General features: G+C 63.0%; 33 protein-coding genes. 8 read left to right on the plus strand and 25 right to left on the minus strand.

Going from position 1 to position 25609, the window contains the following annotated elements; genetic code table 11:
- Positions 1-29: 29 nt before the first annotated feature.
- From rpsH to OGR47_RS16615, 21 genes are all read right to left on the minus strand, one after another.
- Positions 30-428, minus strand: a complete 399-nt coding sequence (gene rpsH, locus OGR47_RS16515; protein WP_165055005.1) for a 30S ribosomal protein S8 — start codon at positions 426-428, stop codon at positions 30-32.
- Positions 429-440: 12 nt separating this feature from the next.
- On the minus strand, positions 441-746 hold the full coding sequence (gene rpsN / locus OGR47_RS16520) for a 30S ribosomal protein S14 (protein WP_165055003.1): 306 nt from the start codon (positions 744-746) through the stop codon (positions 441-443).
- A 44-nt stretch (positions 747-790) separates the two neighbouring features.
- Complete coding sequence (gene rplE, locus OGR47_RS16525; RefSeq protein WP_305801359.1) at positions 791-1429, minus strand: 50S ribosomal protein L5; 639 nt, start codon at positions 1427-1429, stop codon at positions 791-793.
- Entirely contained in the window at positions 1422-1739 is a 318-nt protein-coding gene (gene rplX, locus OGR47_RS16530) for a 50S ribosomal protein L24 (RefSeq protein WP_165055002.1), read from the minus strand. The genes rplE and rplX overlap by 8 nt, the downstream gene beginning before the upstream one ends.
- Entirely contained in the window at positions 1739-2107 is a 369-nt protein-coding gene (gene rplN, locus OGR47_RS16535; RefSeq protein WP_138166882.1) for a 50S ribosomal protein L14, read from the minus strand. Before rplN ends, rplX begins: the two co-directional genes overlap by 1 nt.
- Positions 2108-2313: 206 nt before the next feature.
- On the minus strand, positions 2314-2556 hold the full coding sequence (gene rpsQ / locus OGR47_RS16540) for a 30S ribosomal protein S17 (RefSeq protein ID WP_165055000.1): 243 nt from the start codon (positions 2554-2556) through the stop codon (positions 2314-2316).
- 12 nt (positions 2557-2568) lie between these two features.
- Positions 2569-2775: a 50S ribosomal protein L29 gene (gene rpmC / locus OGR47_RS16545; protein WP_165054998.1), complete on the minus strand. Its 207-nt coding sequence runs from the start codon at positions 2773-2775 to the stop codon at positions 2569-2571.
- A 12-nt stretch (positions 2776-2787) separates the two neighbouring features.
- Positions 2788-3201: a 50S ribosomal protein L16 gene (rplP, locus tag OGR47_RS16550; RefSeq protein ID WP_165054996.1), complete on the minus strand. Its 414-nt coding sequence runs from the start codon at positions 3199-3201 to the stop codon at positions 2788-2790.
- Between the two features lie 31 nt (positions 3202-3232).
- Entirely contained in the window at positions 3233-3997 is a 765-nt protein-coding gene (gene rpsC, locus OGR47_RS16555; protein WP_165054994.1) for a 30S ribosomal protein S3, read from the minus strand.
- A 12-nt stretch (positions 3998-4009) separates the two neighbouring features.
- A complete protein-coding gene (rplV, locus tag OGR47_RS16560) occupies positions 4010-4396 on the minus strand; it encodes a 50S ribosomal protein L22 (RefSeq protein ID WP_165054992.1) in 387 nt (128 codons plus the stop codon).
- 3 nt (positions 4397-4399) lie between these two features.
- A complete protein-coding gene (rpsS, locus tag OGR47_RS16565) occupies positions 4400-4678 on the minus strand; it encodes a 30S ribosomal protein S19 (RefSeq protein ID WP_165054990.1) in 279 nt (92 codons plus the stop codon).
- A 3-nt stretch (positions 4679-4681) separates the two neighbouring features.
- Positions 4682-5521, minus strand: coding sequence for a 50S ribosomal protein L2 (gene rplB, locus OGR47_RS16570; RefSeq protein ID WP_165054988.1), 840 nt, complete (start codon positions 5519-5521; stop codon positions 4682-4684).
- Positions 5522-5538: 17 nt separating this feature from the next.
- Positions 5539-5835 (minus strand): 50S ribosomal protein L23, encoded by a 297-nt coding sequence (locus OGR47_RS16575; RefSeq protein WP_165054986.1) that lies wholly within the window; start codon positions 5833-5835, stop codon positions 5539-5541.
- Complete coding sequence (gene rplD / locus OGR47_RS16580) at positions 5832-6452, minus strand: 50S ribosomal protein L4 (RefSeq protein ID WP_165054984.1); 621 nt, start codon at positions 6450-6452, stop codon at positions 5832-5834. The genes OGR47_RS16575 and rplD overlap by 4 nt, the downstream gene beginning before the upstream one ends.
- 3 nt (positions 6453-6455) lie before the next feature.
- A complete protein-coding gene (gene rplC, locus OGR47_RS16585) occupies positions 6456-7172 on the minus strand; it encodes a 50S ribosomal protein L3 (protein ID WP_165054982.1) in 717 nt (238 codons plus the stop codon).
- Positions 7173-7227: 55 nt separating this feature from the next.
- On the minus strand, positions 7228-7536 hold the full coding sequence (gene rpsJ, locus OGR47_RS16590) for a 30S ribosomal protein S10 (RefSeq protein ID WP_003613511.1): 309 nt from the start codon (positions 7534-7536) through the stop codon (positions 7228-7230).
- Between the two features lie 117 nt (positions 7537-7653).
- The gene (gene tuf / locus OGR47_RS16595) at positions 7654-8844 is read right to left on the minus strand and encodes an elongation factor Tu (protein WP_216697900.1); all 1191 of its coding nucleotides are present in this window, start codon (positions 8842-8844) and stop codon (positions 7654-7656) included.
- A gap of 47 nt (positions 8845-8891) precedes the next feature.
- Entirely contained in the window at positions 8892-10967 is a 2076-nt protein-coding gene (fusA, locus tag OGR47_RS16600; RefSeq protein ID WP_165056198.1) for an elongation factor G, read from the minus strand.
- 27 nt (positions 10968-10994) lie between these two features.
- Positions 10995-11465 carry a 30S ribosomal protein S7 gene (gene rpsG, locus OGR47_RS16605; protein ID WP_165056196.1) on the minus strand — a complete coding sequence of 157 codons (471 nt, stop codon included), beginning with the start codon at positions 11463-11465 and terminating at the stop codon, positions 10995-10997.
- Between the two features lie 24 nt (positions 11466-11489).
- A complete protein-coding gene (gene rpsL / locus OGR47_RS16610; protein WP_026015930.1) occupies positions 11490-11861 on the minus strand; it encodes a 30S ribosomal protein S12 in 372 nt (123 codons plus the stop codon).
- A gap of 439 nt (positions 11862-12300) precedes the next feature.
- Positions 12301-13575 (minus strand): NRAMP family divalent metal transporter, encoded by a 1275-nt coding sequence (locus OGR47_RS16615; protein WP_165056194.1) that lies wholly within the window; start codon positions 13573-13575, stop codon positions 12301-12303.
- Positions 13576-13703: 128 nt separating this feature from the next.
- On the opposite strand from OGR47_RS16615, the gene OGR47_RS16620 reads away from it, so the two are divergent.
- Complete coding sequence (locus OGR47_RS16620; protein WP_165056193.1) at positions 13704-13943, plus strand: YdcH family protein; 240 nt, start codon at positions 13704-13706, stop codon at positions 13941-13943.
- Positions 13944-14048: 105 nt separating this feature from the next.
- On the opposite strand, the gene OGR47_RS16625 is transcribed toward OGR47_RS16620, so the two are convergent.
- Positions 14049-14801, minus strand: coding sequence for a HugZ family protein (locus OGR47_RS16625; RefSeq protein WP_165056192.1), 753 nt, complete (start codon positions 14799-14801; stop codon positions 14049-14051).
- 343 nt (positions 14802-15144) lie between these two features.
- On the opposite strand from OGR47_RS16625, the gene OGR47_RS16630 reads away from it, so the two are divergent.
- From OGR47_RS16630 to OGR47_RS16655, 6 genes are all read left to right on the plus strand, one after another.
- The gene (locus OGR47_RS16630; RefSeq protein WP_165056190.1) at positions 15145-15843 is read left to right on the plus strand and encodes a response regulator transcription factor; all 699 of its coding nucleotides are present in this window, start codon (positions 15145-15147) and stop codon (positions 15841-15843) included.
- A 15-nt stretch (positions 15844-15858) separates the two neighbouring features.
- Entirely contained in the window at positions 15859-17742 is a 1884-nt protein-coding gene (locus tag OGR47_RS16635; RefSeq protein ID WP_165056189.1) for a stimulus-sensing domain-containing protein, read from the plus strand.
- Complete coding sequence (locus OGR47_RS16640) at positions 17739-18203, plus strand: HPr kinase/phosphorylase (RefSeq protein WP_165056188.1); 465 nt, start codon at positions 17739-17741, stop codon at positions 18201-18203. The genes OGR47_RS16635 and OGR47_RS16640 overlap by 4 nt, the downstream gene beginning before the upstream one ends.
- A gap of 205 nt (positions 18204-18408) precedes the next feature.
- Positions 18409-18810: a PTS sugar transporter subunit IIA gene (locus OGR47_RS16645; protein WP_165056186.1), complete on the plus strand. Its 402-nt coding sequence runs from the start codon at positions 18409-18411 to the stop codon at positions 18808-18810.
- A 94-nt stretch (positions 18811-18904) separates the two neighbouring features.
- Complete coding sequence (locus tag OGR47_RS16650; RefSeq protein ID WP_165056185.1) at positions 18905-19207, plus strand: HPr family phosphocarrier protein; 303 nt, start codon at positions 18905-18907, stop codon at positions 19205-19207.
- Positions 19208-19291: 84 nt separating this feature from the next.
- The gene (locus tag OGR47_RS16655; RefSeq protein WP_165056183.1) at positions 19292-21109 is read left to right on the plus strand and encodes a glucan ABC transporter ATP-binding protein/ permease; all 1818 of its coding nucleotides are present in this window, start codon (positions 19292-19294) and stop codon (positions 21107-21109) included.
- A 224-nt stretch (positions 21110-21333) separates the two neighbouring features.
- Here OGR47_RS16655 and OGR47_RS16660 read toward each other — a convergent pair whose 3' ends face one another.
- From OGR47_RS16660 to rpsF, 3 genes are all read right to left on the minus strand, one after another.
- Positions 21334-23343 carry a methanol/ethanol family PQQ-dependent dehydrogenase gene (locus OGR47_RS16660; RefSeq protein WP_216697929.1) on the minus strand — a complete coding sequence of 670 codons (2010 nt, stop codon included), beginning with the start codon at positions 23341-23343 and terminating at the stop codon, positions 21334-21336.
- A 332-nt stretch (positions 23344-23675) separates the two neighbouring features.
- Positions 23676-23912: a 30S ribosomal protein S18 gene (gene rpsR, locus OGR47_RS16665; protein WP_016917696.1), complete on the minus strand. Its 237-nt coding sequence runs from the start codon at positions 23910-23912 to the stop codon at positions 23676-23678.
- On the minus strand, positions 23909-24340 hold the full coding sequence (gene rpsF, locus OGR47_RS16670) for a 30S ribosomal protein S6 (RefSeq protein WP_165052371.1): 432 nt from the start codon (positions 24338-24340) through the stop codon (positions 23909-23911). Before rpsF ends, rpsR begins: the two co-directional genes overlap by 4 nt.
- Before the next feature lie 413 nt (positions 24341-24753).
- Here rpsF and OGR47_RS16675 point away from each other — a divergent pair, with 413 nt between their 5' ends.
- Complete coding sequence (locus OGR47_RS16675; protein ID WP_165052369.1) at positions 24754-25572, plus strand: hypothetical protein; 819 nt, start codon at positions 24754-24756, stop codon at positions 25570-25572.
- Positions 25573-25609: the final 37 nt, after the last annotated feature.

Below are 25609 nucleotides of genomic sequence, written 5' to 3' on the forward strand. Positions count from 1 at the left end.
TTCCTGTTCAGTCTGAGCGCAAGGCAAGGTCAGAAGACCTTGCAGAGCACCTCGCCGCCGACGTTGTTCTCGCGAGCCGCATGATCGGCCATGACGCCCTTGGGCGTCGACATGATCGTCACGCCGAGGCCATTGGCCACACGCGGAACGGCGTCGACGGCCGCATAGACGCGGCGGCCCGGGCGCGACACGCGCTCGATCTGCTTGATGACCGGCTGGCCGTCGAAATATTTGAGCTCGATTTCGAATTCGGTCCGGCCATTGCCGAAATCCGTGCTCGAATAGCCGCGAATATAGCCCTCGTCCTTGAGAACATCGAGGACATGGGCGCGCAGCTTCGAGCCCGGCGAGGACACTTTGTCCTTGCGGCGCATCTGAGCGTTGCGAATACGGGTGAGGAGATCTCCCAACGGATCATTGATCGCCATTACAGAGTCTCCTTACCAGCTCGACTTTACCAGGCCCGGGATCAAACCCTTGGACCCGAGTTCGCGCAGCGCGATGCGCGACATCTTCAACTTGCGATAAAAGGCGCGCGGCCGGCCGGAAACCTCGCAACGGTTACGAACGCGAATCTTCGCGGAGTTGCGCGGGAGCTCCGCGAGCTTCAGACGAGCCTCGAACTGCTCCTCAATGGAGAGCGACCTGTCATTTGCCTTGGCCTTCAGCCGCTCGCGGCGGCCGGCGTAAGCCTTGACGAGCTTCGCCTTTTTCTTGTTGTTTTCGATCGCGCTTTTCTTCGCCATCAGTATTAGCCTTTCGGTATCCGCGTTTGAGGGGGATTAACCCCTCACTGCCGGAACGGGAAATTGAACGCACGCAGCAGAGCGCGCGCTTCGTCGTCGGTCTTGGCTGTCGTGCAAACGATCACGTCCATGCCGAGGATCGACTCGGCCTTGTCGTAGTCGATCTCGGGGAACACGATGTGCTCCTTGATGCCGAGCGCAAAATTGCCGCGTCCGTCGAAGGACTTCGGATTCAAGCCACGGAAGTCTCGCACGCGCGGCAGAGCGATCGTGATCAGACGATCGAGGAACTCGTACATGCGCGTCTTGCGGAGAGTCACCTTCGTGCCGATCGGCATGTTCTCGCGAACCTTGAAGGTCGAGATGGCCTTGCGGGCGCGGGTGATCACCGGCTTTTGCCCCGAGATGAGGCTGAGATCGCTAGCCGCCGAGGTCACCTTCTTGGTGTCGTTGACCGCCTCGCCGACGCCCATGTTCAGCACGATCTTCTCGATCGTCGGCACTTCGAAAGCGTTCTTGTAGCCGAACTGCTCGATCAGCTGCCCGCGAACGACTTCGTCATAGTGCTTCCTCATGCGCGGCGTATAGCCGGCGATGCTCGCTTGGGCGACGGCGGCGACCGACGGAGCTTCCTTGGCGGCCTTCGGCGCTTTGGCTCCCTTGGCTTTCTTTTCCTCAGCCATCGATCAATTCTCCGGAACGCTTGGCGACGCGGACCTTGCGGCCGTCGTCGAGAATCTTGAAGCCCACGCGGGTCGCCTTGCCGTCCTTGGGATCGGCGATCGCGAGATTGGAAAGGTCGATCGGGGCAGCCTTGTTGATGATGCCCGCTTCACGGTCCTTCGTCTGGCGCTGATGGCGCTTGACGATATTGACGCCGTCGACAATGGCGCGACCCTCGTCGGGGTTCACGCTCATCACTTGGCCGGACTTGCCCTTGTCGCGGCCGGCGAGAACGACGACCTTGTCGCCCTTCTTGATTTTGGCGGCCATTACAGCACCTCCGGCGCGAGCGAGATGATCTTCATGTGGTTCTTGGCGCGCAGCTCGCGCGGGACCGGCCCAAAGATACGGGTGCCGATCGGCTCCTTCTGATTGTTGATCAGAACGGCAGCATTCGAGTCGAAACGGATCACCGAACCGTCCGACCGCTTGATGTCCTTCGAGGTGCGCACGACGACGGCCTTCAGCACATCGCCCTTCTTGACGCGCCCGCGCGGAATCGCCTCCTTGATCGACACGACGATAATATCGCCGACGCCAGCGTATTTCCGCTTCGAGCCGCCCAACACCTTGATGCACATCACGCGGCGGGCGCCGGAGTTATCGGCGACGTCGAGGTTTGTTTGCATCTGAATCATGGCATTTCCGCCTTTCACTCCGGTCTGGTTTCGGACCCGCCCAATCGCGACGACCGACTTCGTCCGGAAAACCTTTGTTTCCAACTTCCAGCGCGCTTCCCCATCGCATGAGCCATGCGATCGAGAAGCGCGCCAGTTTTTTCAGGGCACGGGCGGTGGGGTCCGAGAAAACTCAGTGATCCCGTGAACCGCCTCGAGCGGGGTATTTACGCGTTCGCGCCGTTTTCCACAACCCGCCAACGCTTCAATTTTGAGATCGGCGCGGTTTCTTCGATGAAAACCGTATCCCCGACCTTGAAAGCGCCGTTCTCGTCATGCGCGTGGTAGTGCTTGGTGCGGCGCACGGTCTTCTGGAACAGCGGGTGCGTGAAACGGCGCTCGACCTTCACGACAACAGTCTTGTTCTGTTTGTCGCTGACGACGACGCCCTGGAGAATTCGCTTCGGCATGGCGCTTTAACCTTACTTTTCCGTGCGCTTCTGCGCGGCGATGGTCTTGGCCCGGGCGATGTCGCGACGTATGACGCGCACGCGGGCGGTGTTCTCGAGCTGGCCCGTCGCCCGCTGGAAGCGCAGGTTGAACTGCTCCTTCTTGAGCTTCAGAACCTCGTCGTTGAGCTGGTCCTCGGTCATCGTCTTGATGTCTGAGAGGCGCTGCTTGGATTTCATCTCGTCCTCCCTTTACTCGGCGATGCGTTCGATGAAGCGAGTCTTGATCGGCAGCTTGGCCGCCGCAAGCGTCAACGCCTCGCGGGCGAGCGCCGCGGGAACGCCGTCGACCTCGAACATGATGCGGCCGGGCGCGATGCGCACGGCCCAGAAATCGGGAGCGCCCTTGCCTTTACCCATGCGGACTTCGGTCGGCTTGGTGGAGACCGGCACGTCCGGGAAGACACGGATCCAGACGCGGCCGGCGCGCTTCATATGGCGCGTCATGGCGCGGCGGGCCGCTTCGATCTGACGGGCGGTGACGCGCTCTGGCTCGAGCGCCTTCAGGCCGAACTGACCAAAGTTCAGCGAGAAGCCGCCTTTCGCGACGCCGTGGATGCGGCCCTTGAAGGCCTTGCGGAACTTTGTGCGCTTGGGTGACAGCATGATGGGTGCTCTTTAAATCGTTTGTTGCGCCTTAGGCAGCGTCGCCGCGGGGTTCGCGCGGCTCGCGGCGACGCCGATCGCGATCGCCGCGGTCGCCACGCTCACGCTCGCCATGATCGCCGGAAGACGCCTGCTCCGCCGCGCGACGCTCCGACGCCATCGGATCGTGCTCGAGGATCTCGCCCTTGAAGATCCAAACCTTGATGCCGCAAGCGCCATAGGCGGTATGCGCGGTCGAGACCCCGTAATCGACGTCCGCACGCAGGGTATGCAGCGGCACGCGGCCTTCGCGGTACCATTCGAGACGGGCGATCTCAGCGCCGCCGAGACGGCCCGAGCAGTTGATGCGGATGCCCTGGGCGCCGAGACGAATGGCCGACTGAACGGCGCGCTTCATCGCGCGGCGGAAGGCCACACGGCGCTCGAGCTGCTGCGCGATCGACTCGGCGACGAGCGCGGCTTCCGTTTCCGGCTTGCGCACTTCGACGATGTTGATCACGACCTCGCTGCCCGTCAGCTTGGCGACGAGCTTGCGAATCTTGTCGATGTCCGCGCCCTTCTTGCCGATCACGACGCCGGGACGGGCGGAATGAATCGTAACGCGGCACTTCTTGTGCGGACGCTCGATGATGATCTTCGAGACAGCCGCCTGCTTCAGCGTCTTCGCAACCGCCTCGCGGATCTTCATGTCCTCGTGCAGAAGCTTCGCGTACTCGCCCTTGCTCGCGAACCAGCGCGAGTCCCAGGTGCGATTGACGCCGAGGCGCAGCCCGATCGGATTAACCTTCTGACCCATGGTTGTTATCCTTTAGGCGTTCGCTTGCGCTTCGACTTCGCGCACGATGATCGTGAGGTTCGAGAAGGGCTTCTCGACCCGGCTCGCGCGGCCGCGGGCGCGGGCGTGGAAGCGCTTCATGACCAGCGCCTTGCCGACATAGGCCTGAGAGACGATCAGATCGTCGACGTCGAGCCCGTGATTGTTTTCGGCGTTGGCGATGGCGCTTTCCAGCGTCTTCTTCACCTCATGCGCGATGCGCTTGCGGGAAAATTCCAGATCGGCGAGCGCGCGATCGACCTTCTTGCCGCGAATGAGCTGGGCGAGAAGATTGAGCTTTTGCGGCGACACGCGGATCATGCGCGCGACGGCTCGCGCTTCATTTTCCGCGACGCGGGGGGGATTAGCCTCTTTGGACATTGCTTAGCCCCTCTTCGCCTTCTTATCCGCCGCGTGGCCGTGGAAGGTGCGCGTCGGAGAGAATTCGCCGAACTTGTGCCCGATCATGTCTTCGCTGACATTCACGGGAATATGCTTCTGTCCGTTGTGCACGCCGAAGGTCAATCCGACGAACTGGGGCAGAATGGTGGAGCGGCGGCTCCAGATTTTGATAACTTCGGAGCGGCCGGAAGCGCGCGAGGTTTCCGCTTTCTTCAGCAGATAGCCGTCGACGAACGGGCCTTTCCAAATCGAGCGAGCCATGGATTAGCCCTTCTTCTTGCGATTGTGCCGCGAGGACACAATGAAACGATCGGTTGACTTGTTGCTGCGGGTCTTCTTGCCCTTGGTCGGCTTGCCCCAGGGCGTAACCGGATGACGGCCGCCCGAGGTGCGGCCTTCGCCGCCGCCGTGCGGATGGTCGATCGGGTTCATGGTGACGCCGCGGTTATGCGGGCGACGGCCAAGCCAGCGCGAACGACCGGCCTTGCCGATCGAGGTGTTCATGTGGTCGGGGTTCGACACCGCGCCGATGGTGGCGAAGCACTGCCCGTGAACGAGACGCTGCTCGCCCGAATTCAGTCGCAGGATGACGTAACCCTGGTCGCGGCCGACGATCTGGGCGTAGGTGCCCGCGGACCGCGCGATCGCGCCGCCCTTGCCGATCTTCATCTCGACATTGTGGACGATCGTGCCGACCGGAATATTGGCGATCGGCATCGCATTGCCCGGCTTCACGTCGACCTGATTGCCGGCGACCACCGCATCGCCGACAGACAGACGCTGCGGCGCGAGGATGTAAGCCAGCGTGTCGTCCGCATAGCGGATGAGCGCGATGAAAGCCGTGCGGTTCGGATCATATTCCAGACGCTCGACCTTGCCGACGACGTCGAGCTTACGACGCTTGAAGTCGACCAGGCGATACGTCTGCTTATGTCCACCGCCACGGAAGCGAACCGTGACGCGGCCATTATTGTTGCGGCCGCCCTTGGAGCTCTTGCCCTCGGTGAGGGTCTTGACGGGCTTGCCTTTATAAAGATCGCTGCGGTCGACGATGACGAGCTGGCGAAGGCCCGGCGTGACCGGCTTGAATGTCTTCAGCGCCATGGTTCTCTAAGCCTTCCTTACAGTCCGGTCGTCACGTCGATCTTGTGCCCTTCGGCAAGCGTCACGACGGCCTTCTTGACGTCGCTCTGCTGGCCGCGCACGCCGCGGAACGCCTTCACCTTGCCCTTGCGGACAAGCGTGTTCACGGATTCGACCTTCACGTCGAACAGACCCTCGACCGCCGCCTTGATCTGCGGCTTGGTCGCGGTCTTGGCGACCTTGAAGACCACCTTGTTGCTCTCCGAGGCGATGGTCGCTTTCTCGGTGATGATCGGGGCGACGATCACGTCGTAATGGCGAACGTCCTTGCTCATTTCAGGCGCGCCTCCAGCGCGTCCACCGCTTCGCGGGTCAGGACCAGCTTCTCGCGACGGATAATGTCGTAAACATTGACGCCCTCGACCGGCAACACGTCGATCAGCGGGATGTTGCGGGCGGCAAGCGCGAAATTCTGCTGCGGCGCGCCGCCGACGATGATGATCGCGTTCTGCAGGCCGGTCTTGGCGAAGCCGGAGGCGAGAACCTTCGTCTTGGCGGCGTCGAGTTCGGCCTTCTCCCAGACGATGATGCCGCCGTCCTTGGCCTTGGCCGAGAGGGCATGCTTCAACGCAAGGGTGCGGACCTTCTTCGGCAGGTCGTGCTCATGGCTCCGGACCAGCGGGCCGAAGGCGCGACCACCGCCGCGGAACTGCGGCACGCGGGCGGAACCGTGACGGGCGCCGCCGGTGCCCTTTTGCTTATACATCTTTTTGCCGGTGCGGGCGATGTCCGCGCGGTTCTTCACCGCATGGGTGCCGGCGCGACGCTTGGCGAGCTGCCAGCGGATCATCCGGTGGATGAGGTCCGTGCGCGGCTCGAGGCCAAAAATCTCATCGGAAAGTTCGATCGAACCGGCCGCCTGGCCGTCGAACGACGTGACGTCGATCTTCACGGCTCAGTCCTCCTTGTTTGCTTCTTGAGCGGGAGCGGCGGCGTCGGCAAGACGGAACTTGCCCGGCTGCGGAGCTTCCGCGGGGAGCGCGCGCTTGACCGCGTCGCGGACATAAATCCAGCCGCCGGCGACGCCCGGAACGGCGCCTTCGACGAGCAGCAGGCCGCGCTCGACGTCGGTCTGCACGACGCGCAGATTCTGCGTGGTCACGCGGTCGACGCCCATATGGCCGGCCATCTTCTTGTTCTTGAAGGTCTTACCCGGATCCTGACGGCCGCCGGTCGAACCATGCGAACGATGCGAGACCGAAACGCCGTGAGACGCGCGCAGACCGCCGAAGCCCCAACGCTTCATCGGGCCGGCGAAGCCCTTACCCATCGTAGTGCCCGTCACGTCGACGAACTGACCGACGACGAAGTGATCCGCCGTGATCTCGGCGCCAACGGGAAGCAGCGCTTCCTCGTTCACGCGGAACTCGGCGAGCTTCAGCTTCGGCTCGACCTTCGCCGCGGCGAAGCGCGTGCGCTCAGCCTTCGACACATTCTTCACCTTGGCGCGGCCGATGCCGAGCTGAACGGCAGTGTAGCCGTTCTTCTCCTTGGTCCGCTGAGCGACGACTTGGCAGCCGTCCAGCTTCAGCACCGTGACCGGCACATGCTCGCCCGCCTCTGTGAAGACGCGGGTCATTCCGACCTTTTGCGCGATGACGCCCGACCGCATGTTCAATATTCCTTCGCGAAGCGGCGGCCTCTAGAGCGCGCCGCCCAATCCGTTCTTAGAGCTTGATCTCGACGTCGACGCCGGCGGCGAGATCGAGCTTCATCAGCGCATCCACCGTTTGCGGGGTGGGATCGACGATGTCGAGAACGCGCTTATGCGTCCTGATCTCAAACTGCTCACGCGACTTCTTGTCGATGTGGGGCGAACGGTTCACCGTGAACTTCTCGATTTTGGTCGGCAGCGGAATCGGGCCACGAACCTGAGCGCCGGTGCGCTTCGCCGTGGAGACGATCTCCTTGGTCGACGTGTCGAGAATCCGGTGATCGAACGCCTTCAAGCGAATCCGGATATTTTGACCGTTCATTGCTTCATCCTTTGGGACCGCGATCCCGGAAGATCGCTTCTGGATCGTGAGCCCGACAGGCTCGCGATCGTCTTTTCACAAGCGAGCCGGAAGGCTCGCGGTCCAGATCCGCTCAAATTACTCGATGATCGAAGCGACGACGCCCGCGCCGACCGTGCGGCCGCCTTCGCGGATAGCGAAGCGCAGCTTCTCTTCCATGGCGATCGGAACGATCAGCACGACTTCCATCGTGACATTGTCGCCCGGCATCACCATCTCGACGCCCTCAGGGAGCGTCACGATGCCGGTCACGTCCGTCGTGCGGAAGTAGAACTGCGGACGATAGTTGGTGAAGAACGGCGTATGACGGCCGCCTTCTTCCTTGGTGAGGATGTAAGCCTCAGCCTTGAACTTCGTGTGCGGCTTCACCGAACCCGGCTTGCACAGAACCTGACCGCGCTCCACGTCCTCGCGCTTCGTGCCGCGCAGCAGGCAGCCGACGTTGTCGCCCGCCTCGCCCTGATCGAGCAGCTTGCGGAACATTTCGACGCCGGTCACCGTCGTCTTGGTCGTCGGGCGGATGCCGACGATCTCGACTTCCTCGCCGACCTTCACGACGCCGCGCTCGATGCGGCCCGTCACCACCGTGCCGCGGCCCGAGATCGAGAACACGTCCTCGACCGGCATCAGGAAGGGCTGATCCTTCGGACGCTCCGGCTGCGGGATGTAGCGATCGACTTCCTGCATCAGCTTCAGGATCGCGTCATGGCCGATCTCGGGATTCTTGTTCTCGAGCGCGCACAGAGCCGAGCCCTTGACGATCGGAATATCGTCGCCGGGGAAGTCATACTTCGACAGCAGCTCGCGGACTTCGAGCTCGACGAGCTCGAGCAGCTCCGGATCGTCGACCATGTCGACCTTGTTGAGGAACACGACGAGCGCCGGCACGCCGACCTGACGGGCGAGCAGGATGTGCTCGCGGGTCTGCGGCATCGGGCCGTCGGCCGCGGAGCACACGAGAATGGCCCCGTCCATCTGCGCCGCGCCGGTGATCATGTTCTTCACATAATCGGCGTGGCCGGGGCAGTCGACGTGGGCGTAGTGGCGGTTCGCCGTCTCATATTCGACGTGCGCCGTCGAAATGGTGATGCCGCGCGCCTTCTCTTCCGGAGCCTTGTCGATCTGATCGTAGGCCGTAAACGTCGCCCCGCCCGTCTCCGCCAGAACCTTGGTGATCGCCGCCGTCAACGACGTCTTGCCGTGGTCGACGTGCCCGATCGTCCCGATGTTGCAGTGCGGCTTGGTGCGCGAGAATTTTTCCTTGGCCATTGCCGTGCTCCTTTAGAGAGTTCCGTTTAACCCGAGCGTTCGTGAGATCAGGCGTATTTCGCCTGGACCTTCTTCGATTCCGCCTCGGGCACTTGTTCATAGTGATCGAAAAGCATCGTGTAGCTGGCGCGGCCCTGCGTGCCGGAACGCAGCTGATTGACGTAGCCGAACATGTTCGCGAGCGGCACCATGGCGTTGATCACCACGGCGTTGGCGCGCATGTCCTGGCCCTGGATCTGACCGCGACGCGAATTGAGATCGCCGATGACGAAGCCGGTGTATTCCTCCGGCGTCACCACCTCGACCTTCATGATCGGCTCGAGCAGCACCGAACCGCCCTTCTGCAGGGCCTCACGGGTCGCCGCGCGGGACGCGATTTCGAAGGCGAGAACCGACGAGTCGACGTCATGGAAAGCGCCGTCGATGAGCGTCGCCTTGAGATCGACGACCGGGAAGCCCGCGAGGATGCCCGAGGTCGTGACGGACTGAATGCCCTTGTCGACACCCGGAATGTATTCCTTCGGAACCGAGCCGCCGACGATCTTCGAGTCGAACTCATTGCCCGCGCCCGCTTCATTGGGCTCGTAGATGATCTTCACGCGGGCGAACTGGCCGGTGCCGCCGGTCTGCTTCTTGTGCGTGTAGTCGATCTCGACCTTCTTGCCGAGACGCTCACGATAGGCGACCTGCGGCGCGCCGATGTTGGCGTCGACCTTATAGGTGCGCTTCAGAATGTCGACCTTGATGTCGAGGTGCAGCTCGCCCATACCCTTGAGGATGGTCTGGCCGCTCTCCTGATCGGTCGACACGCGGAAGGACGGATCCTCGGCCGCGAGCTTCTGCAGGGCGATGCCGAGCTTCTCCTGGTCCGCCTTGGACTTCGGCTCGATCGCGATCTCGATGACCGGATCGGGGAACTCCATGCGCTCCAGAATGACCGGCTTCTGCTGATCACAGAGCGTGTCGCCCGTGCGGGTTTCCTTGAGGCCGGCGAGCGCGACGATGTCGCCCGCATAGGCTTCCTTGATGTCCTCGCGGTTGTTCGCGTGCATCAGCAGCATGCGGCCGATGCGCTCCTTCTTGTCCTTCGTGGAGTTCAGAACGGTCGTGCCCGACTCGATCTTGCCCGAATAGACGCGCGCGAAGGTGATGGTGCCGACGAAGGGATCGTCCATGATCTTGAAGGCGAGCATGGAGAAGGGCTCGCTATCCGAAGGATTGCGGACCATATCGGCGCCGGTATCCATGTCGACGCCCTTGATCGCTTCGCGATCGATCGGCGACGGCAGGAAGTCCACGACGGCGTCGAGTAGAGGCTGAACGCCCTTGTTCTTGAACGCCGAGCCGCAGAACACCGGGTGGAACACGATGTTGCGCACAGCCTTGCGGATCAGCGTCTTCAGAGTCGCGTCGTCCGGCTCGACCCCGTCGAGATAGGCCGCCATGGCGTCGTCATCGAGCTCCACGGCCGCTTCGATCAGCGCCGTGCGATATTCCTTGGCCTTGTCGAGAAGGTCCGCCGGAATCTCTTCGTCGTGATATTTCGCGCCGAGGCCTTCGTCTTCCCAGACGACCGCCTTCATGCGGATCAGGTCGATAACGCCCTTGAAATTGTTTTCAGAGCCGATCGGCAGCTGCACGCAGACCGGACGGCCGCCGACGCGGGTCTTGATCTCTTCCGCGCAGCGGTAGAAGTCGGCGCCGATCTTGTCCATCTTGTTGACGAAGACGATGCGCGGAACGTTGTATTTGTCGGCCTGACGCCAGACGGTCTCGGTCTGCGGCTCGACGCCCTGGTTGCCGTCGAGCACGCAAACCGCGCCGTCGAGCACGCGCAGCGAACGCTCGACTTCGATGGTGAAGTCGACGTGGCCGGGGGTGTCGATGATGTTCAGACGCTTGCCGTTCCAGAACGTCGTCGTGGCGGCCGACGTGATGGTGATGCCGCGTTCCTGCTCCTGCTCCATCCAATCCATCGTCGCGGCGCCTTCGTGCACCTCGCCGATTTTGTGGCTCTTGCCGGAGTAATAGAGGATGCGCTCCGTCGTCGTCGTCTTGCCCGCGTCAATGTGGGCCATGATGCCGAAGTTGCGGTAGTCCTCGATCGGATGCGAGCGGGCCATAACTATAGTCCTCGTGAGAGCTCGGGCTTACCAGCGATAATGCGAGAAGGCGCGGTTGGCTTCCGCCATGCGATGCGTGTCTTCGCGCTTCTTCACGGCGGCGCCGCGATTGTTGGAAGCGTCGAGGAGCTCGGCCGACAGACGGTCGACCATGGTCTTGTCGTTGCGCGCGCGGGCCGCCGTGATGATCCAGCGGATGGCCAACGCCTGACGGCGCTCGTTGCGCACCTCGACCGGCACCTGATAGGTCGCGCCGCCGACGCGGCGGGAACGCACCTCGATCGCCGGCGCGACATTGTCCAGCGCCTGCTTGAAGACCGCCAGCGGATCGCTCTTGGCCTTCGCCTCGACCTGGTCGAGCGCGCCATACACGATCGCCTCGGCGACCGACTTCTTGCCGTCGTACATGATCGAGTTCATGAACTTCGCGAGCACGATGTCGCCAAACTTGGCGTCCTCGATGACTTCGCGCTTTTCCGCCCGGTGACGTCTCGACATTTGTGTCTCCCTACTTCGGCCGGATTACTTCGGACGCTTCGCGCCGTATTTCGAACGGCGCTGCTTGCGGTCCTTGACGCCCTGCGTGTCGAGCACGCCGCGCAGAATGTGGTAGCGAACGCCCGGAAGATCCTTGACGCGGCCGCCGCGGATCATGACCACCGAGTGCTCCTGAAGGTTGTGGCCTTCGCCCGGAATATAGCCAATGACCTCGAAGCCGTTGGTCAGGCGCACCTTGGCGACCTTACGAAGGGCCGAGTTCGGCTTCTTCGGCGTCGTCGTATAGACGCGCGTGCACACGCCGCGCTTCTGCGGGCAGGCGCCAAGATGGCGGGCCTTCTCGCGATACGTCTTCGGGTGACGCGGCTTGCGGATCAATTGGCTGATCGTGGGCATCAAAAAGTCCTTCGCTTCGCTTCTGACGCGAATGGCGGATGTTCGGGTGAACCCGCGAGCGCATTTCCTAAAACGCGCAAACGAGCGAAGCGCCGATGGCCGCAAAGCCAAGGCGCTCCTGACGCAGAGGACCCCAGGAAACCCGGGATCGTGCCTTCCTGTCCGTCGCCGCAAAGCGACGGGATGATTACCAAACCGACCGAGGCCGGTCTTTACTGGCGGTCACAGGCAAGGCGACAGCGTTTAAGTTCGGAAGATCGAGAGCGAGGCGCTCATCGACGGCGTGAACTTACGGCCTGTCGAAAGTGGGCGGAACCTAATCGCGACCCGCCATCGCGTCAAGCGAAGATTGTGCGGACGCCAAGAAAAAATTGGCCATGACTGCGAATGTTGCGCAAGCGCGTTTCACGGTAGGCGTCCGCAGCGCGGTTTTACCTTATCAAACCGCAAATCCGGATATTGAAATTGCAAGCGACAGCACGGCGAGCGTCATCGCGGCCGTGGCGATCCAGCCAAGCGCGGCGAGCCATCCCGGCGACACATGCGCGCCCATTGCGCGCTCATTTCCGGCGACGATCATCATTGCGAAAAGGAAGGGCGGCGCAATGATCCCGTTCAATAGCGCCGTCCAGAGCAGCATTTGCATCGGCTGTATCGCGGTGAAATCCAGCGCCGCCCCCAAGAGCGTCGCAAAAATAACGATCCCGTAAAAACCCGGCGCTCGCGTGAAAGGCGCTTCCAGGCTGAAGCTTCCGCCGATGACGTCGCTGACGGCATAAGCGGCGGAGCCAGCGAGAACGGGAATCGCCAGAAGTCCTGTTCCAATGATGCCAAGCGCGAAAAGGAAAAAGGCGAAATCGCCAGCAAGCGGCCGCAAGGCTTCCGCTGCTTGGGCTGCGGTTTCGATGTCGGTTACGCCATGGGCGTTGAGCGTCCCGGCTGTCGTCAGCATGATGAAGAAGGCGACAAGATTGGAAAGGACGACGCCGGCGCCCGTATCGAGGCGCAATCGCCGTAATTCGCCCCGCATGGACGCGTCGCGCAATGGGCGTTTGCGCGCGACACCCATCTCCTCGATCTCCTGAGCCGCCTGCCAAACGAAAAGATAGGGGCTGATGGTCGTGCCGAGCACGGCGACGATCATCATCATCCTCTCGCGGCCCCAAACGGCGTTGGGCAGAAAGGCGCCGCGCAGGGCGGCGGGCCAGTCGATCTCGACCGCGAAGGCGGCGGCGACATAGGCGAAGAGCGCGAGCGTGGACCAACGCAGAAACCGCGCATATTGCCGGTAGGGCACAATGACTTGCGCAAGAAGGCCGGCCGCGCCGATGGCGAGCCCATAATTACGCTTTCCGCCCTGCAGGATCAGCTGCAGCGCTTCCCCCATCGCGGCGAGATCGGCTGCAATATTGGCGACATTGGCGACGAGCATCAGCACGACAAGCCCGAGCGCCACGCCTCTCGGCAGATGCTCCCGCGCATTGGCGACGACGCCCGCGCCGGTCACCCGGCCGATCCTTGCGCTCACGAGCTGGACGGCGAGCATCAATGGCGTCGTCAGCATCACAACCCAAAGCAAGCCATAACCGAAAGCGGCGCCCGCCTGCGAATAGGTCGCAACGCCAGAAGGATCGTCGTCGGCGGCGCCGGCCACGAGACCGGGGCCGAGAAGCTTGCGCCAGCCTGTCGTCGCCGCCTTTTTGTCTTCCGTCAAAGAAAGACCTCACTTGCGCGCTTTGGCCGCATGGTCCGAGGGCTTGGGCTTTACCCTTGCGGGCCGGTAACATTGGTAGGAGGACGCGCAAGGCGCCACCCGGATAACTAAGAGGGAGAGAAACGAAAATGAGCCATGTCGCCCATGAACTGCACGAAGAGTTTCCCGAGAAGGCCGAGGCGATACATGCGCTGAAGGCCAGCAACGCTCATTTCGCGCGTCTTGCCGAAGAATATCACACGCTCAACCGCACGATTCACCGCATTGAGACCGAAGTCGAGCCGGCGGACGACGCCACCGTTGAGGATCTCAAAAAAAAGCGTCTGACGTTGAAGGACGAGATCGCAGGCCTGATGGCCGCACTCTGACGCGGCGCCGCGGCGGGGCGCGAGGATGCGCGTCCGCCGCGGCGACGTTTTGGTGAGCAAACCGGAAGGCGCGCGGTCCGAGGCCGCGCGCTTCGTTAGCTTGCATCAACTGCGCGAGAGCTGCGCCAATTCGACCAGCATCTGCCGCGCTTCCTCCGGCGTCTTCACGGCTCTGAGGAACGCGACGCGCGCCGTCTCGTCGCCGCAGACGAGGTCGAGTCCCTCCGGGTCGATCCCGCTCGCCCGCCATTGGCCGCCCTTGGCTCCAGCGAGCTTCTCCGCATAGAGGGCCAACGCGTCGACATGGTCGGCGTTCATATGACTGATGATATCCGTCTCCGCGGCGATCAGCCCCTCGGCGCCGTCGATATCGGTCAAAAGCGGCGCTGGGCCAAAGTCCGCCGCCCGTGCGAAGCCGCCGTTGAGATGCACGGCCTCGATCTCCGCCCGCCAAAATGAAAAGTCGGGAAAATCGGCGTAAAGCTGCGCCTTGGCATTGCGGCTCAAAAATCGCGCCCGCGCCGTGGAGCTTTGCGTGCGCGCGGCCCGGGCGACCAGCGTCAGACGCGGATGGGCCATGGGGTCCCCACGACCGCCCTGGGCCAGAAGCAGAGAGCAGCGCCCGTCGCGTTCGAGATTGCGCATGTGCTGCGCGAGCTTCGACAGCAGAAGGATCGGCGTCCCGTCATAATCCGTAGCGATGGCGGTCAGTGTCGCAAAGGGGGCGCCGCTTTCGGTCAATGTGGCCAGCGTGGTGGTTCGGATCGTCCGCAAAAGCCGTTTGGATTCACCCACCGGATCGAAGGACGGATCCTGCCGCGGATCGCGCGGCGGCGCGCTATTATTTTCTACCGTCATGATTTTGCCCGCATTTCTAACTCAAAAAGGCACCGGGTCGCATTGCCGACCAAATGTGTATATAAGAGAGGCGTGAGGCTGTCGCAGCTGGAGCGGGTTTCAAGGACGCGCTCCAGAAATGAACAAGCGCCTCTTCGATGCGCATTAGGCGTTTTTGGCCGTTGTATAGGCCACATTTCAGCCGCGATGGGCCGGGACTCTGGTCGGATCGAAAAAACCGCGGAGTCGCCGGGCGTTACGGGCCGGCGCCGCCCGAAGCCATTGGCGCTGCCGGAGCTTTCGCGGATCGAGAGGATCCGCGAGCGCGACAGACGCTCATCGCGGCCAACAGCAAAGGATGCTCATGCCGACCATCGCTCTCGTCGACGACGATCGCAACATCCTGACCTCGGTGTCCATCGCGCTCGAGGGCGAAGGCTATCGCGTTCAGACCTACACAGACGGCGTACAGGCGCTCGACGGCTTGCGCGCCAATCCGCCGGATCTTGCTATCTTCGACATCAAGATGCCGCGCATGGACGGCATGGAGCTTCTGCGCCGCTTGCGGCAGAAATCGGACCTTCCGGTGATTTTTCTCACCTCGAAGGACGAGGAAATCGATGAGCTCTTCGGCCTCAAGATGGGCGCCGACGACTTCATCCATAAGCCCTTCTCGCAGCGCCTCCTCGTCGAACGCGTGAAGGCGATCCTGCGCCGCGCCAACCCGAAGGAAGCCGCCGCGCAAAAGGAAACCGAAGCGAAGGTTCTGGAGCGCGGCGCGCTGGTGATGGACCCCGAGCGCCATACCTGCACATGGAAAGGCGACCCCGTCGTGCTCACCGTGACGGAGTTCCTGATCCTGCAATCGCTGGCGCAGCGCCCGGGCGTGGTCAAAAGCCGCAATGCGCTGATGGACGCAGCCTATGACGACCAAGTTTATGTCGACGATCGCACGATCGACAGCCACATCAAACGGCTTCGCAAGAAGTTCAAGGTTGTCGACAACGATTTCGAGATGATCGAGACGCTCTATGGCGTCGGCTATCGCTTCAAGGAAATGTAACGGGACGCGCAGCTGATGAGCGCATCCGAGACCGGCGACGTCCTTGCGTCGGGGGCTTCCGGGGCCCCGGCCAGCGCCGCCGCGCACGCCGAGACTCAGAGCCGGCCGCCGACGCGGCGCGCCCGGACGCTGAACGTCCGCCTCCGACGCCTGTCGCGGGCGGCGCAGTCACATCTTTCCTCCTCGCTCACGCGCCGCATCGTCGTCCTCAATCTGGGCGGACTGGTCGCTCTGCTCGGCGGCTTTCTCTATCTCAACCAGTTTCGTGAAGGCCTGATCGACGCCCGCGTGCAGAGCCTGCAAACGCAGGGCGAGATCATCGCCGCCGCCGTCGCCGCTTCTGCGACCGTCGACACCGACGCGATTACGATTGATCCGGAGAAGCTTCTTCGGCTTGCGCCTGGCGAGAGCGCGAGCCCCGGCGAAGACCAGCCGTCGATGGAATTTTCGCTCAATCCGGAGCGCGTCGGCCCGCTGCTGCGCCGTCTCGTTTCTCCGACGCGGCTGCGCGCGCGCATCTATGATCGCGACGGCTATCTGCTGCTCGACTCGCGCTCGGTGTCGGGGCGCTCCAATATTTTACGTTTCGACCTCCCGCCCTCGCCCAACACGACGACCATCGACGCCTCATCTTTTCTGCAGAAATCCCTCGATCTTCTGCGCAGACTGACGCGCCGTCCCGAGCTGCCGCTCTATGAAGACATCGGCATGGGCAACGGCAAGGCCTATCCGGAAGTCGTGAGCGCGCTCGAAGCGCGCGCCCATTCGGTCGTGCGCGCCAACGCCAAGGGCGAAACGATTATCTCGGTCGCTGTGCCCGTGCAGCGCTTCCGCTCGGTGCGCGGGGCGCTGCTGCTCTCCACCATGGGCGGCGACATCGACGCCATCATCGCGACGGAGCGGTGGGGCATCATTCGCATCTTCCTCGTCTCGGCGGGAGTGATGCTGCTGCTCTCGCTCTTCTTCACCAACACCATCACCGAACCGATGCGCCTGCTCGCGGAAGCCGCGGAGCGCGTGCGCCGAGGCGCCAAGTCGCGTCAGGAAATCCCCGATTTCTCCGACCGCCAGGACGAGATCGGCCATCTCTCCTACGCGCTGCGCGATATGACGACGGCGCTGTATAATCGCATCGAGGCTATCGAGCATTTCGCCGCCGACGTCGCCCATGAGCTGAAAAACCCGCTGACGTCGCTGCGCAGCGCCGTCGAGACGCTGCCGATCGCCAAGACTGATTCCGCGCGTGATCGGCTGCTCGCCATCATCAAGCATGACGTGGGCCGGCTCGACAGGCTTATCAGCGACATTTCCGACGCCTCGCGTCTCGACGCCGAACTCGCCCGCGCCGACATGGGCGACGTGGATCTCTCCAGGGCGCTCATCACCGTCGTCGACATGGCCCGCGCGGTGGATCGCGGCGACGGGGTCAAGACCGAGCTGACCATCCGCCATCTCTCGAGCGAGCCCCGCAATCGCTGGCGGGTGACCGGAAACGATTCTCGGCTGGGGCAGGTCTTCAACAATCTCATCGACAACGCCCGGTCATTCTCGAGGCCCGGCGGCGTCGTGCGCGTTCTCCTATGGCCCGAACGCGCCAAGGGCCCTGGCGGCGCGCCGATCGACGGCTATGAGATCATCGTCGACGACAATGGGCCCGGCATTCCGGAAGACGCCTTCGAGCGCGTTTTCGAGCGTTTCTACACCGACCGGCCGGAACATGGATTTGGCCAGAACTCCGGCCTCGGCCTCGCCATTTCCCGGCAGATCATCGACGCGCATGGCGGCCGCATTCGCGCGCTGAACCGCACGCTCGCGCATCCCAACGGGACTGACGAACCGGAAGCCGGGGACAAGGTGCTCGGCGCGCGATTTGTCGTGTGGCTGCCCGCCGCGCGATGAGCGCCGCAGCCCGCGCCCCTTATATCCACGCCAATGCCCTGGTTTTGGGCGACAAGGGCGTGCTGCTGCGCGGTCCCTCGGGAAGCGGGAAAAGCGCGCTCACCCTCGCCTTGATCTCCCGCTACCAGTCACAGGGCGAGTTCGCCCGCCTCGTGGGTGACGACCGGGTGAGAGTAGAAGCGTTGAACGGACGCCTCATAGCGCGGCCGCATCCGGCGATCGCCGGCATGATCGAGATCCGCGGCCACGGCCTGTCGCGCGTCGAAACTGAGGCCGCCTGCGTCCTTCGCGCCATTGTCGATATTCGCACGCCCGACGACCCGCCGTCGCGCTTGCCAGATGCGGCCGAAAAATCGGCCAGTTTGCACGCAATCGCTCTGCCACGCCTATGCACAGAGGGCTGCAGCGATGTCTCAGTTGCACGAATCATCTTTTTCATTCAATCAATTGCGACGATTTGACGTGCGGCTGCGCTTTTCGCTTGCCAATTTCGCCGCATCGCACAAAATGGCCCCTCTGACGCGCGCCCAGGAAAAAAGAGGATGGGCGAGGCGGCTGAGCTTGTATATGCTGTCGTCAGGGGACGAAAAGCGGCGGCGGGCCTATCTGCAACCCGTCGCAAGGCCATCGCGTAGCGCGAGACGTCTTCATGAGTGGTAGGGTCGAATGATCGGAATGGTCTTGGTGACCCATGGCCACCTCGCCACGGAGTTCCGCGCGGCGCTCGAACACGTCGTGGGTCCGCAAAAACAGCTTGTTTCCATTTCAATCGGTCCCGAGGACGACATGGAGCGTCGTCGGGCCGATATCCTTGAGGCTATTCACAAGGCGGACAGCGGCGACGGCGTCGTCCTGCTGACCGACATGTTCGGCGGAACGCCATCGAACCTCGCGATTTCGGTAATGAATGGCGGTAATGTCGAGGTTCTCGCCGGGGTGAATCTCCCCATGCTGATCAAGCTCGCCTCGGTCCGAGACACCGCTACTTTGGATCAGGCGGTTCTCCAGGCGCAGGACGCCGGCCGGAAATATGTTTATATCGCCAGCCGCGTGTTGAACCCAAAGTAACGTCCCCCCACCTGCCGTCTCTAAGCAACCTTTTCCAGAGAGCCTTTTTCAGCTAGCCCTCTCCCTCCGAGAAACCTAGCGAAGCGATCTTCCTATGCCTAATGGTGATGAGCGGGCGGCTGAGGCCGCCATCTCCCGTGATTTGCCGATCATCAATAAAAAAGGCCTCCACGCCCGGGCGACGGCGAAGTTCGTGCAATGCTGCGAGAAATTCGACGCCGAGATCACAGTCTCGAAAGACGGCGAAACGGTAGGAGGCAGCTCGATCATGGGCATTCTGACGCTCGGCGCCGGCCAGGGCTCGACGATCACCGTCGCCGCGAATGGCCCTCAGGCCCTGGAAGCGATCGAGGCGCTCGAGGCGCTCGTCGCCAATCGCTTCGGCGAGGACGAGTAGAACAGGCGCCGGCTCGGCCTCGATGCTTGCGCGACGGGACGCCCGCGAGGTAAGCGCGTCCCAAAACAAAACAGCGGGCGAGAGATGTCGGTCCTCAAGATTTACGCGCGCGTTCTGGGCCAGCTGCGCCCGCAGGCAAGGCTCGCCTCCATCCTTGTCGCGGCCAATCTGGCGCTCGCCATTGCGCAATTTGCGGAGCCGCTTCTTTTCGGCCGCATCATCGACCGGATGACCCAAGCGCAAGCGCCAGGCCAGACGCTTGTCTGGGGGGATCTGGCGCCCCTCCTTGCCGCCTGGGCTGGCTTCGGCCTGTTTTCGATCGTCGGCGCTATCCTTGTCGGGCTCAACGCCGACCGCTTGGCGCATCGCCGCCGCGTCGCCGTCATGTCCGAATATTTCGAGCATGTTCTCAACCTGCCCCTGAATTATCACGCCAATGTGCATTCCGGCCGTCTGCTGAAGACCATGCTCGACGGCGCCATGGCGATGTTCAGCCTCTGGCTGTCCTTCTTCCGCGAGAACTGCGCCTCCTTCGTCGCGCTGTTCATTCTTCTTCCGGCGACCCTGTTTCTCAATTGGCGGCTGGGCGGGCTTTTGGTCGTCCTTGTCCTCGCCTTTTACGTGTCGACGAGCTTTGTCGTCCGGCGCACGGAGCGGCTGCAGGGAAAGGTCGAGCGCATCAATTCGGCGCTCGCCGAACACGCCTCCGACGCGCTGGGGAATATTCCGGTCGTCCAGAGCTTCACGCGCGTGGAAAGCGAGTCCCGCGCGCTCAAGCGCATCGTCGACGACCTCCTGGCCGCACAGATGCCGGTGCTCTCCTGGTGGGCGCTCATCGCGGCGGCGAGCCGGGCCTCGGCGACTCTCACGATCCTCTCGATCTTCCTGCTCGGCACATGGCTTCATCTGCGTGGCATGGCGACGATCGGCGAGATCGTAACCTTTACGAATTTCGCAACCATGCTGATCGGACGGCTCGAGCAGGTCGTCGGCTTCGTCAACATCCTCCTTCAGCAATCGGCCAAGATCGGCGAATTTTTCGAGGTCCTGGATACGCAGCCCTCGGTCGCTGATCGGCCGGGCGCGCGCGACGCCGGGCGGCTCTCGGGCGCCGTCGCTTTCGAGAAGGTGACCTTCTCCTATGATGGCCGCCGCAAGGCGGTGAAGAACGTCACCTTTTCCGTCAAGCCCGGACAGACGATTGCGCTCGTGGGCTCGACGGGGTCGGGCAAGTCGACGACGCTCGGACTCCTGCATCGCGTCTTCGATCCCGAAGAGGGCGCGGTGAAGATCGACGGCGTCGACATCAAGGAGTTCACGCTGCTCTCGCTGCGGCGCAACATCGGCGTGGTCTTTCAGGAGCCGATGCTGTTCGCCCGAACAATCGAGGAAAATCTGCGCATCGGCGATCCCGACGCAACCAACGCCGAGATTGCGCGGGCGTTGGAGTTGGCGCAGGCGTCGGAGTTTGTCTCTCGCCAGAGCGACGGGCGCGACACCCGCATCGGCGAACGCGGCCGCACGCTTTCTGGCGGCGAGCGCCAGCGCCTCTCGATTGCCCGCGCGCTGTTGAAGAACCCGCCGATCCTCGTCTTCGACGAGGCGACAGCGGCGCTCGACGCCACGACCGAGCGTCAGATTCAGAAGGCGCTGGAGGCCGCGACCAGAGGGCGCACAACCTTCGTCATCGCCCATCGCCTCGCCACCGTGCGCAACGCCGACCACATTCTGGTTTTCGACCAGGGCGAGATTGTCGAGAGCGGCTCCTTCGAGACGCTCGTGGCCAAGGGCGGCCGTTTCGAGGCGCTGGCGGCGGCGCAGTTCATGACCGAGCCGACGCAGCCGGCGTCGGGGTTGGAAGGGCTGCACGAGCCGACGGCGCCGCAGGTCCGGGCAGGCTAGCGCTCGCCAACGCCCCCGTCATTGCGAGGAGCGGAGCGACGAAGCAATCCAGAGCCGCCACTGCTGCCTCTGGATTGCTTCGCTTCGCTCGCAATGACGGCCGTGGGGGCGTGCCCGCGACCATTTGCCCAGCCGATGCGCCGCTTGATCCATAGCTCGCAAAAAAAGCGCCCGGCGAGATTTCGCCGGGCGCCAGTCTTCGAGTGCTAGACCTTACACTCTGCTTAGTTGGGCAGGGCGAAGACGGTCAGGACGCCGCCGAGGGCGGTATAATTGGCGAGCGAGGCGTAGTTGCCCACCGCGCCGAGACCTTCGTTCGACTTCGACAGACCGGCCGCGAGGCCGATGCCAGCCCAGCCGCCGACGCCCGACAGAACCGCCACATACTGCTTGCCGGCCGATTCATAGGTCATCACATTGCCGATGATGCCCGACGGGGTCTTATACTTGTAGAGCTCCTTGCCGGTCTTCGTGTCGACCGCCTTCAGATAGCCCTCCAGCGTGCCGTAGAAGGTCACGCCGCCGTCCGTCGACACAGCGCCCGACCAGGCCGAGAACTGCTCCTTGTTCGACCAGACGATCTTACCCGTCCGCGCGTCCCAGGCGATGAAGTTGCCGGTGTGGTTCGTGCCGTCGCCCAGCACCTTGCCCGCCGGGAACATTTCCAGCGTCGCGCCGACATAGGGCTGGCCCGCCGTGTAGGACACGCGGAACGGCTCATAGTCCATGCAGACGTGGTTCGTCGGAACCATGAACAGGCCCGTCGCCGGATCGAAAGAAGCCGGCTGTTCGTCCTTCGAGCCGAGAGCGGCCGGGCAGACGTTCTGGGTGTTCGTGTCCTCGCCATTGTGCTGCGTCGAATATTTGTCGACGACCAGCGGACGGCCATAGGTCTTGGACGACTTGTCCATGTCGACCTTCGTCGCCCAGTTCACCGCCGGATCATACTTCTCGGCGACGAGCAGGTCGCCGTTGGTGCGATCGAGCGTATAGGCGAAGCCGTTACGGTCGAAGTGGACGAGCGTCTTGACCTTCTTGCCGCCGATGTCCTGGTCGGCCAGGATCATCTCGTTGATGCCGTCATAGTCCCACTCGTCGTGGGGGGTCATCTGGTAGAGCCACTTCGTCTTGCCGGTGTCGAGGTCGCGCGCCCAGATGGTCATCGACCAGCGGTTGTCGCCCGGACGCTGGTTCGGGTTCCAGGTCGAGGGGTTGCCGGAGCCGTAGTAGACGAGGTTCAGCTCGGGGTCGTAGCTATACCAGCCCCAGGTGGTGCCGCCGCCCGTCTGCCATTGATCGCCCTGCCAGGTGCTGATGCCGGAGTCCTTCTCGACCGGCTGGCCGAGATGGGTGGTCTTGCCCGGCTCGATCAGCGTATCGGCGTCGGGACCCATGGAGTAGCCGCGCCACACCTGCTTGCCGGTCTTGATGTCGTAAGCGGTGATATGGCCGCGCACGCCGAACTCGCCGCCGGCGATGCCGACGAACACCTTGTCCTTGAAGACATGCGGCGCGGCGGTCGAGGTCTGGCCCTTCGACGGATCGCCGTTCTTCACCGACCAGACGACCTTGCCGGTCTTGGCGTCGAGCGCGACGAGCGTGGTGTCGGCCTGAGCGAGGAAAATCTTGCCGTCGCCGTAAGCGACGCCGCGGTTGACCGTGTCGCAGCACATGACCGGAACGACCGACGGATCCTGCTTGGGCTCATATTTCCAGAGGATCTGGTGAGCCGGATCCTTGGCGTCGAGCGCATAGACGATATTGGGGAACGGCGTATGCAGATACATCACGTCGGTCGTGATGGTCTTGCCGGAGCTGTCGGTGACCGACACATTGTTGAGGACGATCGGCGCGCCTTCGTGGCCGCGCAGAACGCCCGTCGAAAACTGCCAGGCCGGCTGGAGCTTGCCGACGTTTTCGCCCGTGATCTGCTTGAGGCCCGAATGGCGGAGATTGGCGTAGTCGCCGGTCGGAGAGACCCACTGCTTGGGGTCCTTGGACAGCTTCAGCAACTCGTCATTCGCCAGCGCTGCGCTCGGCGTAGCGGCGGCTTCGGCTTTCACAGCCGCGGGAGCCTCGGCCTTCGGAGCGGCGGGCGCTTCCGCTTGCGGCGCGGCTTTCGTGCCGTATTTCCCCGTCTCCTCGGGCGTCAGCTTCCAGGTTTGGGCATGCAGCTGCCCCGATGTAAGTAGCGCAATAATGCCTACAGAAGCTGTTCTCAGCAGCTTATGCATTCGCTTTCCTCCCGAGGAATCGTTTTTACGGCCGTAGAATAGGACCGCCGCACTCTTAGTGTATTTCGACAAAGACGACCAGAGCAGAGAAGCGCCCGGCAGGCAGGCAGGGCGCCCGAAAAAAATGGCCTCTGAGGCGGGATCCTCAAAGGCCAGAGATATTCTCATGCATTAAGCACATTCTCGATCCCACACGGACTCGCTTGCGTCAAGGGACGCTCGATCCTTTCGTGCGCTACCCACAAGGAGCGCGGCGTTCGGGAGGACGCCCGGCGCATAAAAAAACCGCGCCCTCTCGGGCGCGGCTCGCTATTCGACCAAAAGCCGAAATCTCAGCGGATCACGTAAGGCAGCAGGCCCAGGAAGCGGGCGCGCTTGATGGCCTGGGCCAGTTCGCGCTGCTTCTTGGCGGAGACCGCCGTGATGCGCGACGGCACGATCTTGCCGCGCTCGGAGATGTAACGTGACAGCAGGCGCGTGTCCTTATAGTCGATCTTCGGCGCGTTGGCGCCGGAGAAGGGGCAGGACTTGCGGCGGCGGAAGAAGGGACGACGGGGCGCGGTGCTCATTCGGTCTCTCCTTCAACTCGGCCTTCCTCACGGCGCGGACGGCGCTCGCCACGATCGCCACGCGGGGCGCCGCCGGGGCCGCGGCGCTCGCCGCGGTCGTCGTCGTCACGCTTGCGCAGCTGCGCGGACGGGCCTTCCTCGAGGGTCTCGACGCGCAGCGTCAGGACGCGAAGGATGTCTTCGTTGATGCTCTGCTGGCGCTCCAGCTCGGCGATGGCTGCCGGCGGGGCGTCGATGTTCATGAGCGTGAAATGCGCCTTGCGGTTCTTCTTGATCCGATAAGCGAGCGACTTGACGCCCCAATATTCGGTCTTGCCGACCGTGCCGCCAAGCGACGTGACGACATTTTTGAACTGCCCGGTCAGAGCCTCCACCTGCTGGGGAGAAATATCCTGACGGGCGAGATAGACATGCTCGTAAAGAGCCATGTGTTTCGCCTTTCCGTTGCCGCGAGCCGCTCCGGCGCCAAGCCCTTCGAGCGCTTCTTGGGGGCGTCGCCCCTGGGAAAGGCTCGAGAGGAAGTGAGTTCGAAGGCGGAGACACGGGAAGACGGAGAGAACCCCTCGCCCCTTTTTCCGCGCATATTCCTTGTCTTGAAAGCCGCTTCGCAGTTTTCAGGAATATGCGCTTCCAGCATATTCTCTTTCCGAAAACCGCTTGGCGCTTTTCGGGAATATGCGCCAGGGCGCTTCCGTTCAGCCCCCGGCCGGGAACGTCGCGATCCGCGCCTTATACGCAGGTTTCGCCAAGATGCAAGAGCGCCTGCGACGAAGGCGCCCGTTGACGACCAAACGCCTGGGTTGCACCTTTATCTTCCCACGCCCTCACAGGGAGAGGGAACATGCGCAACAGGCTGAATAAGAGCATTTTCAGCGTATTTTTCTTTTTGGCGCTCATCGCCCTTTCGGGCTCCGCTCGCGCCCAGACCTATGGCAGCGGCCTCATCCCCGCGAGTTCCGTGACCTTCGTCAATCGCAGCGCCAATCCACGCTATGTCGCATTCACGGTTCAGTCCGGAAATCCCGGGCCGGCCGTCTGGTCGTCGGGCTGCGAGCGCTTCAACGACCAAGTCTATCTGGCGCCCGGCCAGCTCTGCACGGCCTCCGTGCCGAGCAGCGCAGGCCCCTCGCGTTTTTGCGCGCGGGAAAATCCCTTGCCGCCCGGCAAGGCGCCCAACTGCTTTGCCGCGCAGGCCGAAAATCTGACAATCATCGGCACGAATTTCACGAGCGGCGGGGGCTGCAACCGGGCCGGCGACCCGCATGTGGTCGATGTCGTGCAGAAAAGCTGCGTCTGGTACGAGATCGATATCGTCCCGGAAAGCTGCACCAATTGCGCTTGGTACGGCGATAATTGCAAAAACAGCGGCGGCGTCTCCTATAACGCGCCCGTGCAGCTCTCCTGCTCAGGGGCGCCGACATTCACCTGCCGCGGTCCGGTGGGCCCTCTCGGCGTCTACGGCGCGAAATATCCGCAGAATTGCGGCACGCCCTTCAACCAGCCGAGCTGCATCGGCGGCCTCAACGGCGCCTGCCTGCAAGCCTATTTCTTCCCGATGTCGACCTCAGGCGCCTGCAAATATCCCACCGACAAACCTCAGCCGAACGCCCAATGCCCGGAAGGCCAGACGCTTTTCGTGACGTTCCTCGACGGTCTGTGACCCCTGCCCCATCCTTGTCGGCGCCGGCGCGCGAGGC

Source organism: Methylocystis sp. MJC1, from assembly GCF_026427715.1.
In the GTDB taxonomy this organism is placed as follows: Bacteria; Pseudomonadota; Alphaproteobacteria; order Rhizobiales; family Beijerinckiaceae; genus Methylocystis.